The 20,014-nt window shown below is 43.3% G+C and carries 17 protein-coding genes and 3 pseudogenes; 17 read left to right on the forward strand and 3 right to left on the reverse strand.

Features of this window, described 5'->3' with window-relative positions; translation table 11 throughout:
- Positions 1-142: 142 nt before the first annotated feature.
- The 12 genes and pseudogenes from ftsB to VRUMOI_RS03410 all read left to right on the forward strand — a co-directional run.
- The gene (gene ftsB / locus VRUMOI_RS03355) at positions 143-454 is read left to right on the forward strand and encodes a cell division protein FtsB (RefSeq protein ID WP_089137609.1); all 312 of its coding nucleotides are present in this window, start codon (positions 143-145) and stop codon (positions 452-454) included.
- A 2-nt stretch (positions 455-456) separates the two neighbouring features.
- The gene (gene ispD, locus VRUMOI_RS03360; protein ID WP_089137608.1) at positions 457-1,173 is read left to right on the forward strand and encodes a 2-C-methyl-D-erythritol 4-phosphate cytidylyltransferase; all 717 of its coding nucleotides are present in this window, start codon (positions 457-459) and stop codon (positions 1,171-1,173) included.
- A gap of 20 nt (positions 1,174-1,193) precedes the next feature.
- Entirely contained in the window at positions 1,194-1,670 is a 477-nt protein-coding gene (gene ispF / locus VRUMOI_RS03365) for a 2-C-methyl-D-erythritol 2,4-cyclodiphosphate synthase (protein WP_089137607.1), read from the forward strand.
- Positions 1,671-1,697: 27 nt separating this feature from the next.
- Positions 1,698-2,756: a tRNA pseudouridine(13) synthase TruD gene (gene truD, locus VRUMOI_RS03370; RefSeq protein ID WP_089137606.1), complete on the forward strand. Its 1,059-nt coding sequence runs from the start codon at positions 1,698-1,700 to the stop codon at positions 2,754-2,756.
- A 35-nt stretch (positions 2,757-2,791) separates the two neighbouring features.
- Positions 2,792-3,532, forward strand: coding sequence for a 5'/3'-nucleotidase SurE (gene surE, locus VRUMOI_RS03375; RefSeq protein ID WP_089137605.1), 741 nt, complete (start codon positions 2,792-2,794; stop codon positions 3,530-3,532).
- A 17-nt stretch (positions 3,533-3,549) separates the two neighbouring features.
- Positions 3,550-4,176: a protein-L-isoaspartate(D-aspartate) O-methyltransferase gene (locus tag VRUMOI_RS03380; protein ID WP_089137604.1), complete on the forward strand. Its 627-nt coding sequence runs from the start codon at positions 3,550-3,552 to the stop codon at positions 4,174-4,176.
- 28 nt (positions 4,177-4,204) lie between these two features.
- Complete coding sequence (locus VRUMOI_RS03385; protein ID WP_089137603.1) at positions 4,205-4,999, forward strand: peptidoglycan DD-metalloendopeptidase family protein; 795 nt, start codon at positions 4,205-4,207, stop codon at positions 4,997-4,999.
- Between the two features lie 56 nt (positions 5,000-5,055).
- Positions 5,056-5,523: pseudogene (locus tag VRUMOI_RS03390) on the forward strand (sigma-70 family RNA polymerase sigma factor); the annotation flags it as partial.
- An 89-nt stretch (positions 5,524-5,612) separates the two neighbouring features.
- Positions 5,613-5,931 (forward strand): annotated as a pseudogene (gene tnpA / locus VRUMOI_RS19675) (IS66 family insertion sequence element accessory protein TnpA).
- Positions 5,928-6,179 (forward strand): IS66 family insertion sequence element accessory protein TnpB, encoded by a 252-nt coding sequence (gene tnpB / locus VRUMOI_RS03400; protein WP_110410645.1) that lies wholly within the window; start codon positions 5,928-5,930, stop codon positions 6,177-6,179. The pseudogene tnpA and the gene tnpB overlap by 4 nt, the downstream one beginning before the upstream one ends.
- Before the next feature lie 159 nt (positions 6,180-6,338).
- Positions 6,339-7,871: an IS66 family transposase gene (tnpC, locus tag VRUMOI_RS03405; RefSeq protein WP_110410642.1), complete on the forward strand. Its 1,533-nt coding sequence runs from the start codon at positions 6,339-6,341 to the stop codon at positions 7,869-7,871.
- Between the two features lie 31 nt (positions 7,872-7,902).
- Positions 7,903-8,415: pseudogene (locus VRUMOI_RS03410) on the forward strand (sigma-70 family RNA polymerase sigma factor); the annotation flags it as partial.
- Between the two features lie 65 nt (positions 8,416-8,480).
- Here VRUMOI_RS03410 and mutS read toward each other — a convergent pair.
- From mutS to VRUMOI_RS03425, 3 genes are all read right to left on the reverse strand, one after another.
- Entirely contained in the window at positions 8,481-11,039 is a 2,559-nt protein-coding gene (gene mutS / locus VRUMOI_RS03415) for a DNA mismatch repair protein MutS (RefSeq protein WP_231897502.1), read from the reverse strand.
- A gap of 180 nt (positions 11,040-11,219) precedes the next feature.
- Positions 11,220-13,109: a TRAP transporter permease gene (locus VRUMOI_RS03420; RefSeq protein ID WP_089137600.1), complete on the reverse strand. Its 1,890-nt coding sequence runs from the start codon at positions 13,107-13,109 to the stop codon at positions 11,220-11,222.
- Between the two features lie 93 nt (positions 13,110-13,202).
- Positions 13,203-14,138, reverse strand: a complete 936-nt coding sequence (locus VRUMOI_RS03425; RefSeq protein ID WP_089137599.1) for a TAXI family TRAP transporter solute-binding subunit — start codon at positions 14,136-14,138, stop codon at positions 13,203-13,205.
- 185 nt (positions 14,139-14,323) lie between these two features.
- On the opposite strand from VRUMOI_RS03425, the gene pncC reads away from it, so the two are divergent.
- The 5 genes from pncC (at position 14,324) to csrA (ending at position 19,917) form a co-directional block, all read left to right on the forward strand.
- Positions 14,324-14,827 carry a nicotinamide-nucleotide amidase gene (pncC, locus tag VRUMOI_RS03430; RefSeq protein ID WP_089137598.1) on the forward strand — a complete coding sequence of 168 codons (504 nt, stop codon included), beginning with the start codon at positions 14,324-14,326 and terminating at the stop codon, positions 14,825-14,827.
- Between the two features lie 118 nt (positions 14,828-14,945).
- A complete protein-coding gene (gene recA, locus VRUMOI_RS03435) occupies positions 14,946-15,992 on the forward strand; it encodes a recombinase RecA (RefSeq protein WP_089137597.1) in 1,047 nt (348 codons plus the stop codon).
- A 140-nt stretch (positions 15,993-16,132) separates the two neighbouring features.
- The gene (gene recX / locus VRUMOI_RS03440; RefSeq protein ID WP_089137596.1) at positions 16,133-16,597 is read left to right on the forward strand and encodes a recombination regulator RecX; all 465 of its coding nucleotides are present in this window, start codon (positions 16,133-16,135) and stop codon (positions 16,595-16,597) included.
- 96 nt (positions 16,598-16,693) lie between these two features.
- Positions 16,694-19,288: an alanine--tRNA ligase gene (gene alaS / locus VRUMOI_RS03445; protein ID WP_089137595.1), complete on the forward strand. Its 2,595-nt coding sequence runs from the start codon at positions 16,694-16,696 to the stop codon at positions 19,286-19,288.
- Between the two features lie 431 nt (positions 19,289-19,719).
- The gene (gene csrA, locus VRUMOI_RS03450) at positions 19,720-19,917 is read left to right on the forward strand and encodes a carbon storage regulator CsrA (RefSeq protein ID WP_089137594.1); all 198 of its coding nucleotides are present in this window, start codon (positions 19,720-19,722) and stop codon (positions 19,915-19,917) included.
- Positions 19,918-20,014 lie beyond the last annotated feature (97 nt).

Raw genomic sequence — 20,014 nt, forward strand, 5'->3', positions numbered from 1 at the left:
TTTCCTAGCAACTAGTAACGAGAAGCGAAGCGACTCTAGCAGCGCAGCGAGCCTAGTATTTGGTAAATTTTAAACGCTTTGTTCATGATCCGTTGTCCTGAATGAGGTATCATTAGCGCAATAATTTTTTAGTGAGTAGACGATGAGAATATTTACTTTAGTGCTCATTGCCATCTTGGCTACCCTGCAATATGACTTATTTTTTGGTAAGAACGGCATCATTGATTATCAAGCGGTTCATTCTGATATTGCTGTGCAGCAAGAGGTCAATAACAGTTTGAAAAAGCGCAATCATCTGATGTTTGCTGAAATCGATGATTTGCGCCAAGGCTTAGATGCGATCGAAGAGCGTGCTCGTCATGAACTAGGCATGATCAAAAATGGTGAAACCTTTTATCGAATTATTGGCGATGACTCAGAAGCCAATGCAACGTTCAATTCAGATGATAACTAACCATGATTAACTTTCCACACCAGTTTGCCGTCGTGGTGCCTGCCGCGGGGGTAGGCAAGCGAATGCAGGCTAACCATCCTAAGCAGTATTTATCTCTACACGGTAAAACCATCCTTGAGCATACCGTCGACAATTTATTATCTCATCCTCAAATTGATCTCGTCGTTATTGCCGTCAGTGATGGTGATGAATATTTCGCAGATCTTGGTTTAGCCCAAGTTAATAATATTATTCGAGTTTCTGGTGGTGAAGAGCGAGTCGATTCGGTGCTTTCCGGTTTAGAGTATTTATCCGAACATTATGCCGGCCGCTACCCATGGGTCATGGTGCATGATGCTGCTCGCCCTTGTTTGACACATGCTGATATCAACAAGTTAATCAATGACTGCCAACAAGCAAATCGTGGTGGTATTTTAGCCGCGCCAGTACGAGATACTATGAAACGGTCTTGTGTTCAAAATGGATGGAATACGATTGATCAAACGGTGGATCGTGGCCAATTATGGCATGCGTTGACTCCCCAGCTTTTTCCGTTAATTGAGCTAAAAGCAGCATTAATCGATGGGTTAGCGAGTCAAAAAGTGATTACCGACGAAGCGTCTGCGATGGAGTATTCAGGTTATCGACCGCTACTGGTTCAGGGGCGGTCGGATAACCTTAAAGTCACACAGCCAGAAGATTTAGCCTTAGCCGAATTTTTCTTATCTCAGCGTACTTAAATGAAATTATAGGAATAATTATGATTCGAATTGGTCATGGTTTTGATGTGCATAAATTCGGTGGTGAAGGCCCTGTGATTATTGGTGGCGTGGCGATTCCTTATGAACAAGGTCTAATTGCACACTCTGATGGTGATGTGGCGTTGCATGCTTTAACGGATGCTTTATTGGGCGCGATTGCGGCAGGGGATATTGGTAAGCACTTTCCTGATACCGATGATAAATGGAAAGGTGCTGATAGCCGAGCTTTGCTACGCGAAGTGTATCGCTTCGTAAAACAGAAAGGCTACGCATTGGGGAATGCGGATGTCACCATTATTGCTCAAGCGCCTAAAATGTTGCCATTTATTCAAAGTATGCGAGAGGCTATCGCTGCAGATTTAGAAACCGATATTGATAATATTAATGTCAAAGCGACCACCACTGAAAAACTCGGTTTTACTGGTCGTAAAGAAGGCATAGCATGCGAAGCGGTTGCTTTAATCGTTCGCCAATAATTTTTATAAATAAAAAGATCTTAACTCATGACTGATATTTTAGCGCCATTTGCATACCTACTAGGTCAACCTATAGCTCAAGCTAAGTTAAAAACCAAAGCAGAAGATTTTCAAGTAATAGAAGACCTTGGTTTTGAGTTTTCAGGTGTTGGTGAACATTTGATGGTGAAAATTCGCAAGCAAGGTGAAAACACCACTTTTGTGGCCAATGAAGTGGCAAGAATATGTGGCGTACCATCAAAAAATGTCGGTTGGGCAGGATTGAAAGATCGTCATGCCGTGACAGAGCAATGGTTAAGCGTCCACTTACCAAATCCTGAAATGAACTTTGATGCAGCGGCTTTAGAAGCGCAGCACCCGAGTATTAAAGTGCTTGAAACGGCTCGTCATAATAAAAAATTACGCCCGGGTGACTTAGCGGGCAACCAATTTGTCATTCGTTTAGTTGATGTGACTGATATTGACGATGTGACAGAGCGTCTTGAAAAAATCAAGCAAAGTGGCGTGCCAAATTATTATGGCTCACAGCGCTTCGGTCGCGATGGTAATAACTTAATCGAAGCTCGCCGTTGGGGTCGTGACAATGTGCGCACTCGTAATCAAAATAAACGCAGCATGTATTTATCAACGGCGCGCTCTTGGATCTTCAATCATATTTTGTCTCACCGAATTGAAAATTCTCTATTTAACCAATTGATTGAAGGTGATTTAGTTCAAACGGCTCAAGGTGAATTGCAAACCGTAGAAGCGAATACGCTAGAATCCTTACAATCTCAACTTGAACAAGGTAGCGTGTTTTTAACGGCGGCATTGGCTGGCGATAATGCGCTTCCAACTCACGGCCCTGCACAGCAACTTGAAAATCAATTCTTGGATGCAGAAGAAGATTTGATGAAGCTGATCCGTGGTAATCGTATGCGTCATGATCGCCGTGTGGTTGGATTAAAAGCGGACAATATGCATTGGCAAGTCGATGGTAGCGATGTTGTGGTTTCTTTTTCTTTACCAGCTGGATGTTTTGCCACCTCGATCTTAAGAGAAGTGGTTGGTGCGATTGAAGTTGAGCGAGTCTACGCGGATGAGTGATCTCCTCAAGATGAAAAATTCAACAAGGATGAAGAATGAAAATATTATTAAGTAATGATGATGGTGTGAATGCCCAAGGGATCAATACTCTAGCGGAAGTCTTGTCTGAGATCGCAGAGATCATTATTGTCGCACCCGATCGAAACCGATCGGGTGCTTCAAACTCATTAACATTAGAAACACCGTTGCGAGTGACTCAAGTTCGACCTAATGTGTACTCGGTTCAAGGAACACCAACCGATTGTGTGCATTTTGCTTTAAATGAATTATTAAAGTCCGATATGCCTGATTTAGTGGTTTCCGGGATCAATCATGGTGCAAACCTTGGTGATGACGTGCTTTATTCAGGAACGGTGGCTGCCGCGATGGAAGGGCATTTTCTTGGTGTTCAGTCGATAGCTATTTCGCTGGTGGGAAAAACACACTTTGATACCGCAGCACAAATTGCCAAAGATCTTGTTTTGCAGCATGTGAAAAATCCGGTTCCAGCCAATCACTTAATCAGCGTTAATGTGCCCGATCTATCATTAGAGCAACTTGGAGCGACTCGAGTGACTCGACTTGGTGCTCGCCATCATGCGGAAGATATGATTAAACAAAAAGATCCACGTGGTGCTGATATTTATTGGCTTGGCCCTCCGGGTAAAGAAGCCGATGCCGGAGAGGGAACGGACTTTTATGCGATTGAAAAAGGAGAAGTTTCAATCACTCCGTTGCGTGTTGACCTTACAGCCCATGAAGCACTATCTAAAATGGAAAACTGGGTAAGACCTTAAGAATACAACAGGACAAAATGAAGAATATAAAAGCAGACCAATTGGTGTCTTTTTTACAGCAAAAAGGAATTACCGACACTCGACTTTTGGATGTTATGAAGTCCTTACCTCGCGAGTATTTTTTATCGGAAGCAATGCGCCATCAAGCCTATGATAATAACGCTTTACCGATTGGAGCGGGGCAAACTATTTCTCAGCCTTACATCGTGGCTAAGATGACTCAATTATTGGACCTAAAGCCAAGGAGTCGTGTATTAGAAGTCGGCACCGGTTCAGGCTATCAAACTGCCGTGTTATCAAAGTTAGTTGATCATGTTTATTCGGTAGAGCGTATTAAATCGTTGCAATGGGATGCTAAGCGTCGCTTGAAACATTTGGATATTTATAATGTCTCAACTAAACACGGTGATGGTTGGCAAGGTTGGCCATCGAAAGGACCGTTTGATGCCATTATTGTTACAGCTGCCGCCGCTCAACTCCCTGAAATATTGCTTGAGCAATTAGCAGAAGGCGGTGTTTTAGTCATACCAATTGGTGACAAGCATCAAGAATTGATAAAAATAGAAAAAAAAGATGGAGAGTGTATTTCTACTTTGGTAGAAGTCGTTCGCTTTGTTCCGCTGATCCCAGGCGAACTCGCTTAATACACATAAGGTACTCAGGTTGTTGTCGATGAGAAATACGCTAATCGCTTTGTTTTTATTTGCTTTTTTAGCTGGATGTTCATTCAATCCTTCTAAAGATAGCCGTGGTAGCTACAAAGGCAGTTACTATGTAGTAGAAAAAGGCGATTCAGTCTATTTAATTTCTTATCTCGCAGATAAAAATGTCAATGACATCATTAGCTTCAACCATTTAAAGCCACCTTATACGATTCATCCTGGTCAAAAATTAAACTTGTGGCGTCCCGTTTATATCCCGCCAGTATTTGATGGTACTGGCGCTGGAGATAGCCAAATAGCCTCTACTTCTACGACTAAAGTGGCACAAAAACAGTCAACTTCCCCAGTTGTACAACCTAAGTCAAAGGAGTATGTTGAGCCTCAGACGACACAAAATAATAATAAAACCGTCACCCAATCTACATCGAGTTACGCCAAGGTAGGACGCTGGGTGTGGCCAACAAGAGGCAGAGTGATAAGCAAGTTCTCAGTGGGTGACCAAGGCAACAAAGGGATTGATATTGCGGGACAAAGAGGGCAGGACGTAGTTGCAACGGCAGCAGGTGTGGTCGTTTACGCTGGTAACGCGCTCAGAGGTTATGGAAACTTGATTATTATCAAACATAATGACGAGTATCTTAGTGCCTATGCCCACAATGACAGTTTATTGATTAAAGAAGGTCAGTCGGTTAAAACTGGCCAGAAAATTGCATCAATGGGGAGTACGGGGACAAACAGTGTTCGCCTACACTTCGAAATTCGATACAAAGGTAAGTCAGTGAATCCAGAGCACTACTTACAATAATGACATATTAAGTTGTTATGTCTTGCTAAAACTTTATTCGCCAAGGGGAGGCGCTTATGAGTATCAGCAATGCAGTAACCAAAATAAACGACATCGATGATTCTGAATTTGATGTTGAGGCTATGGAAGCCGAAGCGATCTCACAAAAAGAAGAAGTAAAAGAAGAGTATGAAGTATCGGCTAAAAGTCTTGATGCGACTCAACTTTATCTTAGTGAAATTGGCTTTTCTCCACTCTTAACCGCAGAAGAAGAAGTTCTGTATGCTCGTCGTGCACTTCGTGGTGATGCGGCAGCACGTAAACGCATGATTGAAAGTAATTTGCGTTTGGTGGTTAAGATTTCTCGCCGTTATAACAGCCGTGGTTTAGCCTTACTTGATCTTATTGAAGAAGGGAATTTAGGTTTGATTCGTGCGGTAGAAAAGTTCGATCCTGAGCGAGGTTTTCGCTTTTCAACTTATGCTACGTGGTGGATTCGTCAAACCATCGAACGCGCTTTAATGAATCAAACACGCACCATTAGGTGTAAGCGCATCATAAACCCCGCATTCTAATCGTCTAGCCCGAATAATAAGATCAAACCTCCAACCCAAAGCAGCAAAGGAGATTTGAAATGGCCAAACGACGCACTAACCAAGAATGGCGAACCCTGTTCGAACGCTATGAATCCAGCCAACTATCACAACGATTATTCTGTGAACGTAACGGCCTCAGCCTTTCCACTTTTATGCTAAGCACCAACAGTTAAAGCACATCGAAAACCGAACACGGTTGGCTTTGTTAAAGCAGAAGTCGTTGAAAAGACCACAAAGTATCAAGCCACTCACCTTGCCGTTGCCAATATGACCCTGCTCGTCAATGATGTTGAACTGAGCATCCCACAAGGCACGCCAGCGACCTATCTTGCAGAACTTATCGGTGCGCTGTCATGAAACGTATGCTCAGTGCTCCCGAAATCTATCTCTATCGCGAAAGCGTCGATTTTAGAAAGTCCATCAACGGCCTCGCTGCGATTATCGAAAATGACACCGACTTGCCCTTGGGCAGCGGCGCACTATTCCTGTTCACCAACAAACAGCGCGATAAAGTCAAAGTGTTGTACTGGGATAAAACAGGCTTTGCTCTTTGGTACAAGCGCCTTGAAAAGCCAAATATAAATGGCCTTCCAAAGAGAAAATGACGTGTTTACCCTGACTCATTTCGAGCTTGATAGGCTGCTTTCAGGCTTCACGATTATCGGCCATAAACCCGTTAAAATAGAAGATTTTACAATGACTTAATCGATAATATAGTCTTATCCACCAAGCGTTAACGGCATGATTTTAGTATAATAAATGCCATGAAAAAGACGCCAAATATCAACCCAGAAAGCCAAGATGTTGCCGAGCTACAAGCGATGGTGAAAGCGCTGTTGGCGTCAGAAATCCAATTGAAACAAGAGCGCCAATCGCTGCTTGAACAGCTCAAACTTGCCTTCGACCGTCAGTTCGCTAAACGCTCGGAGGCGTTAAAGCCTTACAATGAATCCCAAGGTGACCTCTTCAACGAAGCGGAGTGTGAAGCTGCTAAAGAAGAAGAGGTTGACGTTGTCACAACGACCATCACAACGAAGAAACGCGGTAAACGCAGACCACTGCCAAAGAGCTTGCCTCGTGAGGTTATCGAACTCGATTTAGACGACGATGAAAAGCAGTGCGCTTGCTGCCAACATAGTCTGCATAAAATCGGTGAAGACCGCAGTGAAAAGCTTGAGTTCACGCCAGCGGTACTCAAAGTGTTGGAATATGTTCGTCCTAAATATGCTTGCCGCCAATGCGAGCAAACTCAGGACAACAGCCGCATTGTTCAAAAGCCAGCGCCGCAAAGCATTATCCCGAAGAGCTTCGCCACAGAAAGCTTGTTGGCCAATATCATCCTCGGTAAATACCAATACGCGATGCCACTTTATCGACAAGAGTCGTTGTTTACCCAGTCGGGTATCGAACTCTCACGAACCACGATGGCAAGGTGGATTATCCAAGTCAGTGAGAAGTTCGCCCCGCTTTACGCGGCCTTGAAAGCGCACCTACTTGAGCAAGTGGTGATTCAGGCGGATGAAACGCCGCTCAATGTCCTCAAAGAAGATAAACAGTGTTACATGTGGCTCTACTGCTCGGGCGCAGACTCGCCAGATGCCGCACTCCCCAATGTGAAAAATATCGTCTTGTACGACTATCAAAACAGTCGCGCGAGGGCGTGCCCCGTTGCCTTCTTGGGCGACTATGATGGGTATCTGCAAACCGATGGCTATGGTGTTTATGATGGGCTTCATCTCGTCACCAATGTCGGTTGCTTCGCGCATGCTCGGCGCAAGTTCATGGAGGCGAAAAAGCTTCAAGGCAAAGGCAAGTCAGGTAAAGCGGATAAAGCGTTGGCCAAAATCCAGAAGCTTTATGGAATAGAATCACGCTTAAAAGGTGCCAGTGCCGAAAAACGGAAAGCAGAGCGCCAAGAGCATGCTAAGCCGATACTGGATGAGCTTTATGAATGGATGACAACTCAGAAAGTGCTTGAGTCTAGCCCGCTGGGTAAAGCAATAAAATACACGCTCGGTCAGTGGCCGAAGCTCACCCGCTATATCGATGACGGTCACTTATCGATAGACAACAACCGAGCTGAACGCGCAATAAAACCGCTGGTTATTGGGAGAAAGAACTGGCTCTTCTCGACCAATCCCAATGGAGCTGAAGCGAGCGCGATGCTTTACAGTATCGTCGAGACAGCGAAAGCCAACGGCCTTATCGTTTACGACTACATGGTCAAGTGCATGCAGGAGTTAGCGAAAGCGGAACCTGATATCGATGCACTCCTGCCTTGGAACTTCAAACACTAACAATATCGCCCCGTGGGTTCATGGCGCGGATACCATTAGGTTGCCTATCCACGTCGTAAAAGAGTTGAATATCTACTTGCGTACTGCTCGTGAATTGGCACAAAAGCTCGATCATGAACCAACGGCGGAAGAGATTGCTTTTCAGCTCGATAAACCGGTAGAAGATGTGAGCAAAATGCTCCGTCTTAATGAGCGTGTAAGTTCCGTCGATACACCTATTGGTGGAGATGGCGATAAAGCACTGTTGGATATCATTCCAGATATTAACAACTCTGACCCTGAAGTCTCGACGCAAGATAACGATATTAAGTCGTCTTTGATTGATTGGTTGGACGAGCTTAATCCGAAACAAAAAGAAGTTTTGGCACGACGCTTTGGTCTTTTAGGCTATGAGCCATCCACTTTAGAAGAAGTCGGTCGTGAAATTAATTTAACTCGTGAGCGAGTTCGTCAAATCCAAGTGGAAGGTTTACGTCGATTAAGAGAGATCTTAATGAAACAAGGCTTGAGCATGGAATCATTATTTGATGCTGAATACGATTAATTGAGCCAATATTGCAAAATAACAAGGGAAGCCATATGGCTTCCCTTTTTTGTTTTATCTGTAAATTACATTAACGTTTTCAATCGATAAAGTGCGTCCAAAGCTTCCCGTGGACTCAGGTCATCAGGATTAATCTGTGTTAAGGCTTGTTCTACTTCACTGATTTCTGGAATGAGACTTAACTGTTGCTCAACCGTTTGATTGGACACGTTTTGAAGCGATTGAGGTGAGTTACCTTGTTCCGCTTTTTGGTGTCCGAGCGCTTCTAATTGTTGCAGTTTAACCTTAGCCTGTTTGATCACCGATTTAGGCACACCAGCTAAACTGGCCACCGCAAGGCCATAAGATTTACTCGCCGCTCCTTCTTGAACCGCATGCATAAAGGCAATGCTATCACCGTGTTCAATCGCATCTAAATGCACATTTGCAAGATGATCAATTTGGTTTGGTAACTCGGTTAATTCAAAATAGTGAGTGGCAAATAACGTCATAGCATGAATTTTAGTGGCGAGCCAATCTGCACTTGCCCAGGCTAATGACAGACCATCATAAGTACTGGTACCACGACCAATTTCATCCATCAATACTAGGCTGTTTTGGGTTGCATTATGCAAAATATTTGCTGTCTCTGTCATTTCAACCATGAACGTTGATCGTCCTGACGCAAGGTCATCTTGCGCGCCAATTCGCGTGAAGATACGGTCAATCGACCCAATCGTCGCTGCTTCTGCTGGCACATAGCTACCAATGTGCGCGAGTAAAGCAATCAATGCCGTTTGGCGCATATAGGTTGATTTACCGCCCATGTTTGGCCCTGTAATGATCAGCATTTGGCGCTTAGCATTAAGCTCGACCGGGTTGGCAATAAATGGCACATCGAGTACTTGTTCAACCACAGGGTGGCGACCTGCATCAATATGTAATTCAGCATTACTAGTGAGTGTTGGGCGACAGTAATTCAGAGAATCAGCACGTTCAGCGAGACTTTGTAATACATCTAATTGAGATAAAGAGGCCGCCAGTTCTTGTAAATGTTCTAGGTGCGGCATTAATAAATCAAATAACTCTTCCCATAAGCGCTTCTCTAGTGCCAGAGCCTTTGATTTTGAATTAAGGACTTTATCTTCGTGCTCTTTTAATTCTGGAATGATGTAACGTTCAGCATTTTTTAACGTTTGGCGACGCACATAATGAGGCGGCACTAAATGGCTTTGCCCTCGGCTTACTTGAATGAAGAAACCATGCACATTGTTATAACCAACTTTTAAGCTATCGATGCCGTGACGCTCGCGTTCCTCTGCTTCCATCTTATCTAAGTATTCAGTCGCACCATCCGCTAAATTTCTCAGTTCATCTAACTCTGCATGGTAGCCTTCTGCTAATACCCCGCCATCTCGGATCACTACGGGTGGGTTTTCTTTGATGGCGCGTTCGAGTAATGAACAGATCTCATCCATCGGTAAGCACGCTTTAGCCAGTTTTTGTAAATAATGGTGTTCGAAGCTTTGGGTAATGTTGCTTAATTCAGGCAATTGCTGCATGGCATTACGTAAGCGCGCTAAGTCGCGTGGCCGAGCCGAACGTAGCGCCAAACGGGCTAAGATGCGCTCTATATCACCAATACTTTTTAAGTTAGGGTGTAATTCAGCAAAGTAGGCGTTATCTTTAATTTCAGTAATCGCATCAAGACGTTGATTCAGTATGTCGTTGTTGCGCATTGGCTGATGCAACCAACGTTTGAACATACGACTTCCCATTGGGGTGGCGGTTTTATCGAGTACTTCCGCCAATGTGTTATCTGTGCCACCGGCTAGGTTATGGGTGATCTCTAAATTACGGCGAGTGGCGGCATCTAAGATCACCGACTCATCTTGGCGATCAAGGGTCAAAGAACGAATGTGCGGCAGCGCAGTACGTTGAGTATCTTTCACATATTGGATCAGGCACCCAGCTGCACATAAACCAAGCTTGGCATTTTCAACCCCAAAACCAACCAGATCTTTCGTACCAAATTGCATATTAAGCTGCTGCTTGGCAGTGTTTAATTCAAACTCCCAAATCGGACGGCGGCGTTGACCTTTTGATCTCTCAAGTAATGAGGTGGCTTCAAAGTCTTCTGGGTATAACAACTCTTTTGGCGAGGTGCGTTGAAGCTCGGCCTGCATCGACTCATAGGTTTCTGGTTCGCATAATTGGAAGCGACCTGATGTCATGTCTAATGTGGCATAGCCAAATTTATCACCTTGTTGGTAAATCGCGGCAACGAGGTTATCAATACGCTCTGGTAATAATGCTTCGTCCGTGACGGTACCAGGAGTGACAATTCGTACCACTTTTCTTTCAACAGGGCCTTTGCTGGTGGCTGGGTCTCCAATTTGTTCGCAAATCGCGACCGATTCACCAAGCTGAACTAATTTGGCTAAGTAACCTTCAACCGCATGAAAGGGAACGCCTGCCATAGGAATCGGTTCGCCAGCTGAAGCGCCTCGCTTAGTGAGGGATATATCGAGCAATTGTGAGGCACGTTTGGCATCATCGTAGAATAATTCATAGAAATCGCCCATACGATAAAACAGTAAAATATCTGGATTTTCTGCTTTTAAACGCAAGTACTGCTGCATCATTGGAGTATGAGTTTCTGATTTGGCCACGCTTACCACCCGAGGTTGTGTTGAAACATATAAGTTATAGCCCGACATGATATTTTTCATACCAATAGAAAGCAATGAAAATGGCCCAGTTCATGCTGAAGTGGGCCATTTTTAATATGGGTATAAATTTTTATGTTCGATTTAATCGTTGATTTAGGATAATGCCGGTTCCGCTCGCTTGGCATTAAGCACCATAATTACCGTCACTAATACAATGCACACTAGGCGATAAATATCATCAGTAAACAAAATCCCTAGCGCTAAGATGAGTAATAAACCACGTTCAACCGCATTTAGTGTTTTGATCAAACGTCCTTCAATTCCTCCGGCAAAAGCAAAGATCAAGCCTAATGTTGTGATCACGCCAATTAAGAAGTGAGTGAACTCGCCGTCGATCCAGATTAACCCAGAGAACGCCATCATTGCCGGAATAATAAAGAAGCCTTGTGCCAGTTTGAAGGCTTGAATGGCAGACTTCATTGGGGAGGCTCCTGCAATCCCTGCACCCGCAAATGCAGCTAGAGCAATAGGTGGCGTGACATTTGAGGTTTGGGATAACCAAAACACAATCATGTGCGCGGTGAGTAAGCCTAATCCAAAATCATTGAGCGCAGGTACGGCCATTACTGATAACACAATATACGCGGCGGTTACAGGAAGCCCCATTCCTAAGATTACTGCGGCAATGGCAATTAAACCTAATGCTGACCACAAGTAGCCGCCCGATAGCGCAATTAAGAATTGAGTGAACTGTAATCCAATACCGGTTTGCCCAACCACACCAACGACAATACCCGCGGTCGCACAAGCAATTGAAATAGGCACGGCAGAGGTTGCGCCTTCTTTTAAACCTTGTAGAAAAACAGGGAACGTAATACGGCTGTGTTTTCTTAACATGGCGGCGACTAAAATCGCAGCACATCCGGCAATACCAACCAATACTGGAGAGTAGCTCATTAATAATAAAGTGGTAATGAAGACCAGTGGCACGAGAAAATGCCAACCATTTTTCATGACTACTCCGATTTTTTCAGTGACGCTCATGCCTTGTAAACCAAGCTTACATGCCATTAAATGAACATAGAGCAGGGTGCTAGCAAAGTAGAGAATGGCAGGCGCAATGGATACCAGTAAAATATCGCTGTAGGGAATACCAGTAAACTGCGCCATTACAAATGCACCAGCCCCCATTACTGGCGGCATAATTTGCCCTCCGGTTGAGGCTGCAGCTTCAATGCCAGCCGCTTGCTCTGGTTTATAGCCGAGCTTTTTCATCATAGGAATCGTTAAAGCGCCAGTGGTTACCGTGTTAGCAATTGCAGAGCCAGAAATTGAACCTAAAGCTGCTGAAGCCAAAACACTGGCTTTAGCTGGACCGCCTCGATATTTACCCGCCACCGCGAAGGCAGCATCAATGAAAAATTGCCCCGCGCCAGTGACTTGTAAAAATGCACCAAATAACACAAACATAAACACTACCCCGGCAGCAATCGCAAGTGGGGCACCGAACACGCCGTTAGTCGAGAAAATATGAAATCGGATGACTTCTTCGAGGGAAAAACCTTTACTGGCAACGCCTGCTGGTAAGGCATCCCCAAAGAATGCGTAAGCTAAAAATAACCCAGCAATAAATACCATGACAAAGCCGACAGTGCGACGAGTTGCTTCTAGCAGAGCAACAATTAGAACCACGCCTGCAAGTTGATCAATAGGCTGTAAACCATCCAATAAAAAGCTGATGTCGTCGTAGTCAAAAATACTGATTTGATAAGTTGCCCAGCACGTCGCTACGATCAATACCAGATCAATCAACCGTGAGCATAAATAAAGTCCGATTGGTTTATTTTCTGGCTTGAGCAATGGGTAGAGTAAGAAAGCTAAAGTAAGAATCCAGGCTAGGTGAATTGGGCGAAAAACAGGTGCGGATAAAGTGGGTTGTAGACCTTGCCATACTTGAAAAACAGATAAGCCAACAGCGACCACCGCAGCAAAAAAGACAAACCCATCAGTTATGGTTTGGCTAAGCGGTTTGGATTGTGTCATTTCAAACTCCGTATGAAAAAACAGGTTTAGTAGTTGAAGCAATAAGGGGTTAAGCGGCAACTGTCACATTGCCGCTTCAGTACTAAGGTAGTGTTACTTCTTCATTTGTTCATCAAGGTATTGCTGCGCACCGGGATGCAGCGCAATGCCTGAGAGTTTGTTCATATTTTCAAGGGTTGTGAATTTAGTGACTCCAACCACTTGGCGAATTTTCTTCATGTTATCAAACGCCACTTTGGTCATTTCATAGGCTTGTTCTTTTGGCATGTTTTTATTCACAACCAACACATTCCATACTGCTGGTGTCGTAAATGCTGGGACATTTTTGTAGGTTTCGGCAGGCGCTTCTAATGGCTGATAGGATGGGTTGGCTGCTATGATTTTTTTCATTTCTTCATCGCTAAATGACAAGATACGAATTTTACGTGTTAAGGCTAATTCGGTAATAGCACCGACACCTAAACTCCCAACGATCACGCCGGCATCAATTTGTCCATTAGCTAATGCGTTAGTCGTGGCGGTATAGTTAAGTGACTGGGGTTTTACATCACTTTCATTAATGCCTAGTGTGCTTAAAATATTGACCGCGCTAACACGAGTCCCCGAACCTGGTGCGCCGAGAGAAATTCGTTTACCTTTTAGATCCGCAATCGATTTGATATCGGAATCGGCTGGCACCATAAATTGAACTGCATTTGGGTAAAGTGCAAAGAGAACCGAAACATCCATCTTTCTTGGAAATGGTTTTACACCTTCATTGGCTTGTAAAACGACATTGCCTTGAGCTATCCCAACCAGTTGTTTACCTGTTGCGACCTTGATGGTGTTTTCTACGGAGGCGGCGGTTACCTCAGCACGCATATCAAAATCATCAATATTCTCACTCCAGATTTTGGCTAAAATGCCACCAAGTGGGTAATATGTACCGCTTTGGCTGCCAGTTCCTATTGTATAGCTAGCCGCAAAAACGGGGATGGAAACCGCAAGCGATAGTGCAACTAGGGTTTGTTTAGCAAATTTCTTTAACATGGTAACTTCCCTTTTTCGTTATAAAGTAAATCTAGATGAACGACTTTATTGAGTATAGAGTGAATTGGCTTGTGAAATACTTGTTAATTTTGTGAGTGTGATTTCTAACAATGAATTACAACAAAAAGTTAAGTAGTGTCACAAAATTGACCACATTTATTATTAGCAATAAAAGAGAATAGAGCATGAATTTATCGGAATTACATATTCTTAGTAAACGAGTTGGTATCAAATTGAAACAGCAATCTCATTTATTAGTCACCGCGGAATCGTGTACAGGCGGTGGCATTGCAACGGCGATTACTGAAGTATCTGGTAGCTCTGCTTGGTTTGACCGCGCCTTTGTGACTTATAGTAATGAAGCTAAAATGGAAATGCTGCAAGTTTCAGAATCAACACTTCAACAATTTGGTGCGGTAAGTGAAGAGACAGTAAAAGAAATGGCTCTTGGTGCTTTGCAATATTCAAGAGGGACATATGCCATATCAGTCAGTGGGATTGCAGGGCCAACAGGAGGAACCGATGAAAAACCCGTTGGAACCGTTTGTTTTGCTTGGGCCAATACACAAGGGGAGTTAGAGATTGAAACGATGAATTTTAATGGCAGTCGTGAAGAAGTAAGACTTCAAGCTTGCTGGCATGCATTAGAGCATTTAGAAGACATGTTAGATAAAACCGAGCAAATGTGAGCGAAAAAAATTTAAAAGTAAAAAAATCATATACAGGTGTGGACACTGTACAAACAAACAGTATAATGAGTGCATCTTTACAAGAACAAGTTTAACGCATCTGATAGGTGGAATTAGAATGGACGAGAACAAACAAAAGGCTCTAGCGGCGGCACTTGGCCAAATCGAAAAACAATTTGGCAAAGGCTCAATTATGAAATTGGGTGATAACCGCACGATGGACGTGGAAACTATTTCTACAGGCTCTCTTGCTTTGGATATCGCATTAGGTGCGGGCGGCTTACCAATGGGACGTATCGTTGAAGTATATGGCCCTGAAAGTTCAGGTAAAACAACCTTAACATTAGAATTAATCGCAGCAGCACAACGTGTTGGTAAAACCTGTGCTTTTATTGATGCAGAGCATGCGCTAGACCCTATCTACGCTCAGAAGCTTGGTGTCAATATTAATGATCTTCTTGTTTCTCAGCCAGATACTGGTGAGCAAGCACTTGAAATTTGTGATGCGCTTGCTCGTTCTGGTGCTATTGATGTTTTGGTTATTGACTCAGTAGCAGCATTGACACCGAAAGCGGAAATTGAAGGTGAAATGGGCGATAGCCATATGGGGCTTCAAGCTCGTATGCTTTCTCAAGCCATGCGTAAATTAACGGGTAACCTAAAACAGTCTAACTGTATGGCAATTTTCATTAACCAAATTCGTATGAAAATTGGTGTGATGTTCGGTTCACCTGAGACCACAACCGGTGGTAACGCACTCAAATTCTACGCATCTGTTCGTCTTGATATTCGCCGTACTGGTGCGATTAAAGATGGTGACGAAGTTGTTGGTAACGAAACTCGCATCAAAGTAGTGAAAAACAAAATTGCAGCACCGTTTAAGCAAGCTGAAACGCAAATTCTATATGGTAAAGGCTTTAACCGTGAAGGTGAGTTAATCGACCTAGGTGTGAAAAACAAACTGGTTGAGAAAGCGGGAGCATGGTACAGCTACCAAGGCGATAAAATTGGCCAAGGTAAAGCAAACTCTTGCAACTACTTACGTGAAAACCCAGCGATTGCACTAGAAATTGATACTAAACTTCGTGAAATGTTATTAGCCCCAGTAGTTGCTGAAGGGGAAGCAGTTGAAGCTGCTGAAGTTGAATCTGGTGAAGAGTTTTAATGACTGACGCCATTTAAAGTCAGCAGAGAAAGAATCAAAATCAGCCCTACCTCCGAGTAGGGCTTTTTTGTTACTTATTCTTGTTGTTACCTATTTATATTTATCCAGTGTTACTACCAATATTAATCAGATGAATTGCCATGTATCGAAAAAAAATGAAACTTTCTGCCCGAGAAGTGGCAGTACAATTGCTTAGTCGACGGGACCATGGTGAATTTGAACTGAAACAAAAACTCAGTTTAAAAGAGTTCGAAGAACAAGATATTAATCAAGCGTTAGACTACTGTATATCGAACGGTTGGATGGATGATCTTCGTTATGCGAAGAGCCAAATTCGGCAGCATGTATCGAAGGGGCATGGTAAACGGAGAATTCAGCAAGAGCTGAACCTGAAGCAGGTTGCCGATCATATTATTGAACAAGCGTTTGATGAAGAGCCGCAAGATTGGTTTGAGTTAGCAAAAGAAACTGCAGAAAAAAAGTTTAAAGGCCAAAAAGCTATCGACCAAAAAGCTTACGCTAAACAGATACGTTTTCTACAATATCGCGGTTTTGATTTTGACCAAATTCATTACGCGTTATCCAGTTTTGAATCTCATGATTAACCTCACCGAGTGGCCGATGGGAACTTGTTTTACTAACGAGTCATCATCCATTACAATGACGCAAAATTATACCTCGAATATTTCCGGAAGAATTGCATGTATATGAGCACAGATGAGGTACGCCGCGCGTTCCTATCGTTCTTTGAAAGTAAAGGACACCAAATTGTTGATAGTTCTTCATTAGTTCCAGCTAATGATCCAACCTTGCTATTTACTAACGCAGGGATGAACCAATTTAAAGATTGTTTTCTAGGTGCTGAAAAACGCAGCTATACACGTGCGACAACCGCTCAACGTTGTGTACGTGCTGGCGGTAAGCATAATGATTTAGAAAATGTCGGCTTCACTGCGCGTCATCACACTTTCTTTGAAATGCTAGGTAACTTCAGTTTTGGTGATTATTTCAAACATGATGCGATTGGATATGCATGGGAATTCCTAACTGGAGTACTGCAACTTCCGAAAGACAAATTATTGGTTACGGTTTATGAAACCGATGATGAAGCCTTTGAAATTTGGAATAAAGAAATTGGTATTCCGGCTGATCGTATCGTACGTATTGGCGATAAGAAAGGCGGTAAAGCTTACGAGTCGGATAACTTCTGGCAAATGGGTGATACGGGTCCATGTGGTCCATGCACCGAAATTTTCTATGATCACGGCGAACATATTTGGGGGGGACGCCCTGGTACACCAGAAGAAGATGGTGACCGATTCATCGAGATCTGGAATAACGTATTTATGCAATTTAACCGCCATGCTGACGGTACAATGGAGCCGCTTCCAAAGCCTTCTGTTGATACGGGTATGGGGATTGAGCGTATCTCTGCCATCATGCAAGGCGTACACTCGAACTATGAAATTGATGTCTTCCAAACGCTAATTAAAGCAGCAGCAGACGTTATCGGCACTGAAGATTTAGATAATCAATCATTACGCGTAGTCGCGGATCATATTCGTTCATGTTCATTCTTGATCGTTGACGGTGTAATGCCATCGAATGAAGGCCGCGGTTATGTTCTTCGTCGTATTATCCGCCGTGCAGTACGTCACGGTAACAAACTTGGTGCTCAAGGTACCTTCTTCTACAAGCTAGTCGGTAAATTGGCAGAAGTCATGGGAACGGCGGGTGAGGAACTGAAAAAACAGCAGCCAGTGGTTGAAAAAGTCCTTCGTATTGAAGAAGAGAACTTTGCTCGCACACTTGATCGCGGTATGGCTATTTTGAATGACGCTATTGATGCTATGGACTCACAAGATGGTGAGAAAGTGCTTGATGGTGAAACCGTATTCAAACTTTATGATACCTACGGTTTTCCAGCGGATTTAACCAATGATGTGGCGCGTGAGCGTAATGTTGCGATTGATGAAGATGGCTTTGAAAAAGCGATGGAAGCCCAACGTCAACGTGCACGTGAAGCTGGCCAGTTTGGTACTGATTACAACAAAACGATTAAAACGGATGTGGATACTGAGTTCTGTGGTTACACAGGGGTTAGCGGCGAAAGTACGATTGTTGATATGTTCGTTGAAGGTGAGGCGGTTGACAGTATCAGCGCCGGTACAGATGCGATTATCATACTAAATGAAACGCCATTCTATGCTGAATCAGGTGGTCAATGTGGCGATGCTGGTGTTTTAAAAACCGATTCAGGCTTATTTAAAGTACTTGATACTCAAAAACTGGGTAATGCTATCGCACACCATGGAAAATTGGTTGAAGGTGTCATGGCTAAAGCGGATAACGTGTTAGCACAAGTGGATGCTGAACGCCGTAATGCTATCACTTTAAATCACTCAGCCACTCACTTGCTGCATGCGGCATTGCGTAAAGTGCTGGGTGAGCACGTAACACAAAAAGGCTCTTTAGTTCGTGCAGAGAACTTACGCTTCGACTTTTCACATTTAGAAGCGGTAACGGCACAAGAATTACGTGAAGTTGAGCGCCTGGTTAACCAACAAGTTCGTCGTAACCACCAAGTTGAAACTAATATCATGGATATTGAATCAGCGAAGCAAAAAGGAGCGATGGCCCTATTTGGTGAAAAATACGATGAGCAAGTTCGTGTTTTAACTATGGGGGATTTTTCAACCGAGCTTTGTGGTGGTATCCACGCTTCAAATACTGGTGATATTGGCTTATTTAAAATCACGTCTGAAAGCGGTATTGCAGCTGGTATTCGTCGTATTGAAGCAGTAACAGGTGAAGCAGCACTGGATGCCATTGAAGCTCAATATAGCCAATATGAGCAAAAAATCGCAGAAAGTCAGTCGAAGGCCAAACAGCTAGAAAAAGAAGTTCAACAACTTAAAGACAAGTTGGCTTCACAAGCCGGAGCGAGTCTAATTAGTCAAGTAAAAGAAATTGCTGGCGTTAAGGTATTGATCAGCCAATTAGATGGTGCGGATAACAAAGCATTACGTGGCATGGTTGATGAGCTTAAAAATCAAATTGGCAGCGGGATTATTTTACTTGGTAATGTGGCTGACGATAAAGTGGGTCTCATTGCTGGCGTAACGAAAGATCTTACTGGCCAGGTAAAAGCGGGTGAACTTGTTAATTTTGTTGCTCAGCAAGTCGGTGGTAAAGGCGGTGGTCGCCCTGACATGGCACAAGCAGGTGGTACAGACGGAGCGGCACTTCCCGGCGCTTTGAATGCAGCTGAAGCTTGGATTACTGAAAAACTTTAATTAGCAAAATGCAATGTGATTTAAAGGCGACGTTCATACGTCGCCTTTTTATATTTTGATGACAAAATATGCGATAGTTTTGATAAATCTTTTTAATAAGAAAGGTATAACATTATCGAAATAAACGGAAACGTAACGATGGTAGCTTAAACTGCTCAGTCAGCTTATACTGGATTAAAGTTTAGGTTGGATCATAAAATTGCGATTTAGTGGTCGCTAAGCCTTTAATTTTAATTGATTGTGTAAATGGAATGGTGATCAATATAGGTATTGCGTATGGTTTTCTCATTAGAGTAAATAATATGGCAACCATTGGCATCAAATTACTTAAAAAAACATGTTTTACCGATAAGTTTATTTACCTAAATATGACTTTTCATGGATAATGGCATGATTGAAATAATAAATAGAGATTACTCAAGGAGTATACAATGCTAATTTTGACCCGCCGAGTTGGTGAAACTTTAATGATTGGTGATGAAGTCACCGTAACCGTTCTTGGTGTGAAAGGGAATCAGGTACGTATTGGTGTTAATGCACCAAAAGAAGTATCGGTTCACCGTGAAGAAATTTATATGCGAATTCAAGCAGAAAAAGGTACAGGTTCTGCTCCAACGGATAACTTTTAATTTGCATTGTAAGAAGTAAGGTCAGCATCGCTGACCTTTGTTTTCTCTAATAAGGAAATCAATATCAGTGATCCTTCACTTTGTTTGATTTCGCGCT

The organism is Vibrio rumoiensis (assembly GCF_002218045.2).
Classification (GTDB): Bacteria; Pseudomonadota; Gammaproteobacteria; order Enterobacterales; family Vibrionaceae; genus Vibrio; species Vibrio rumoiensis.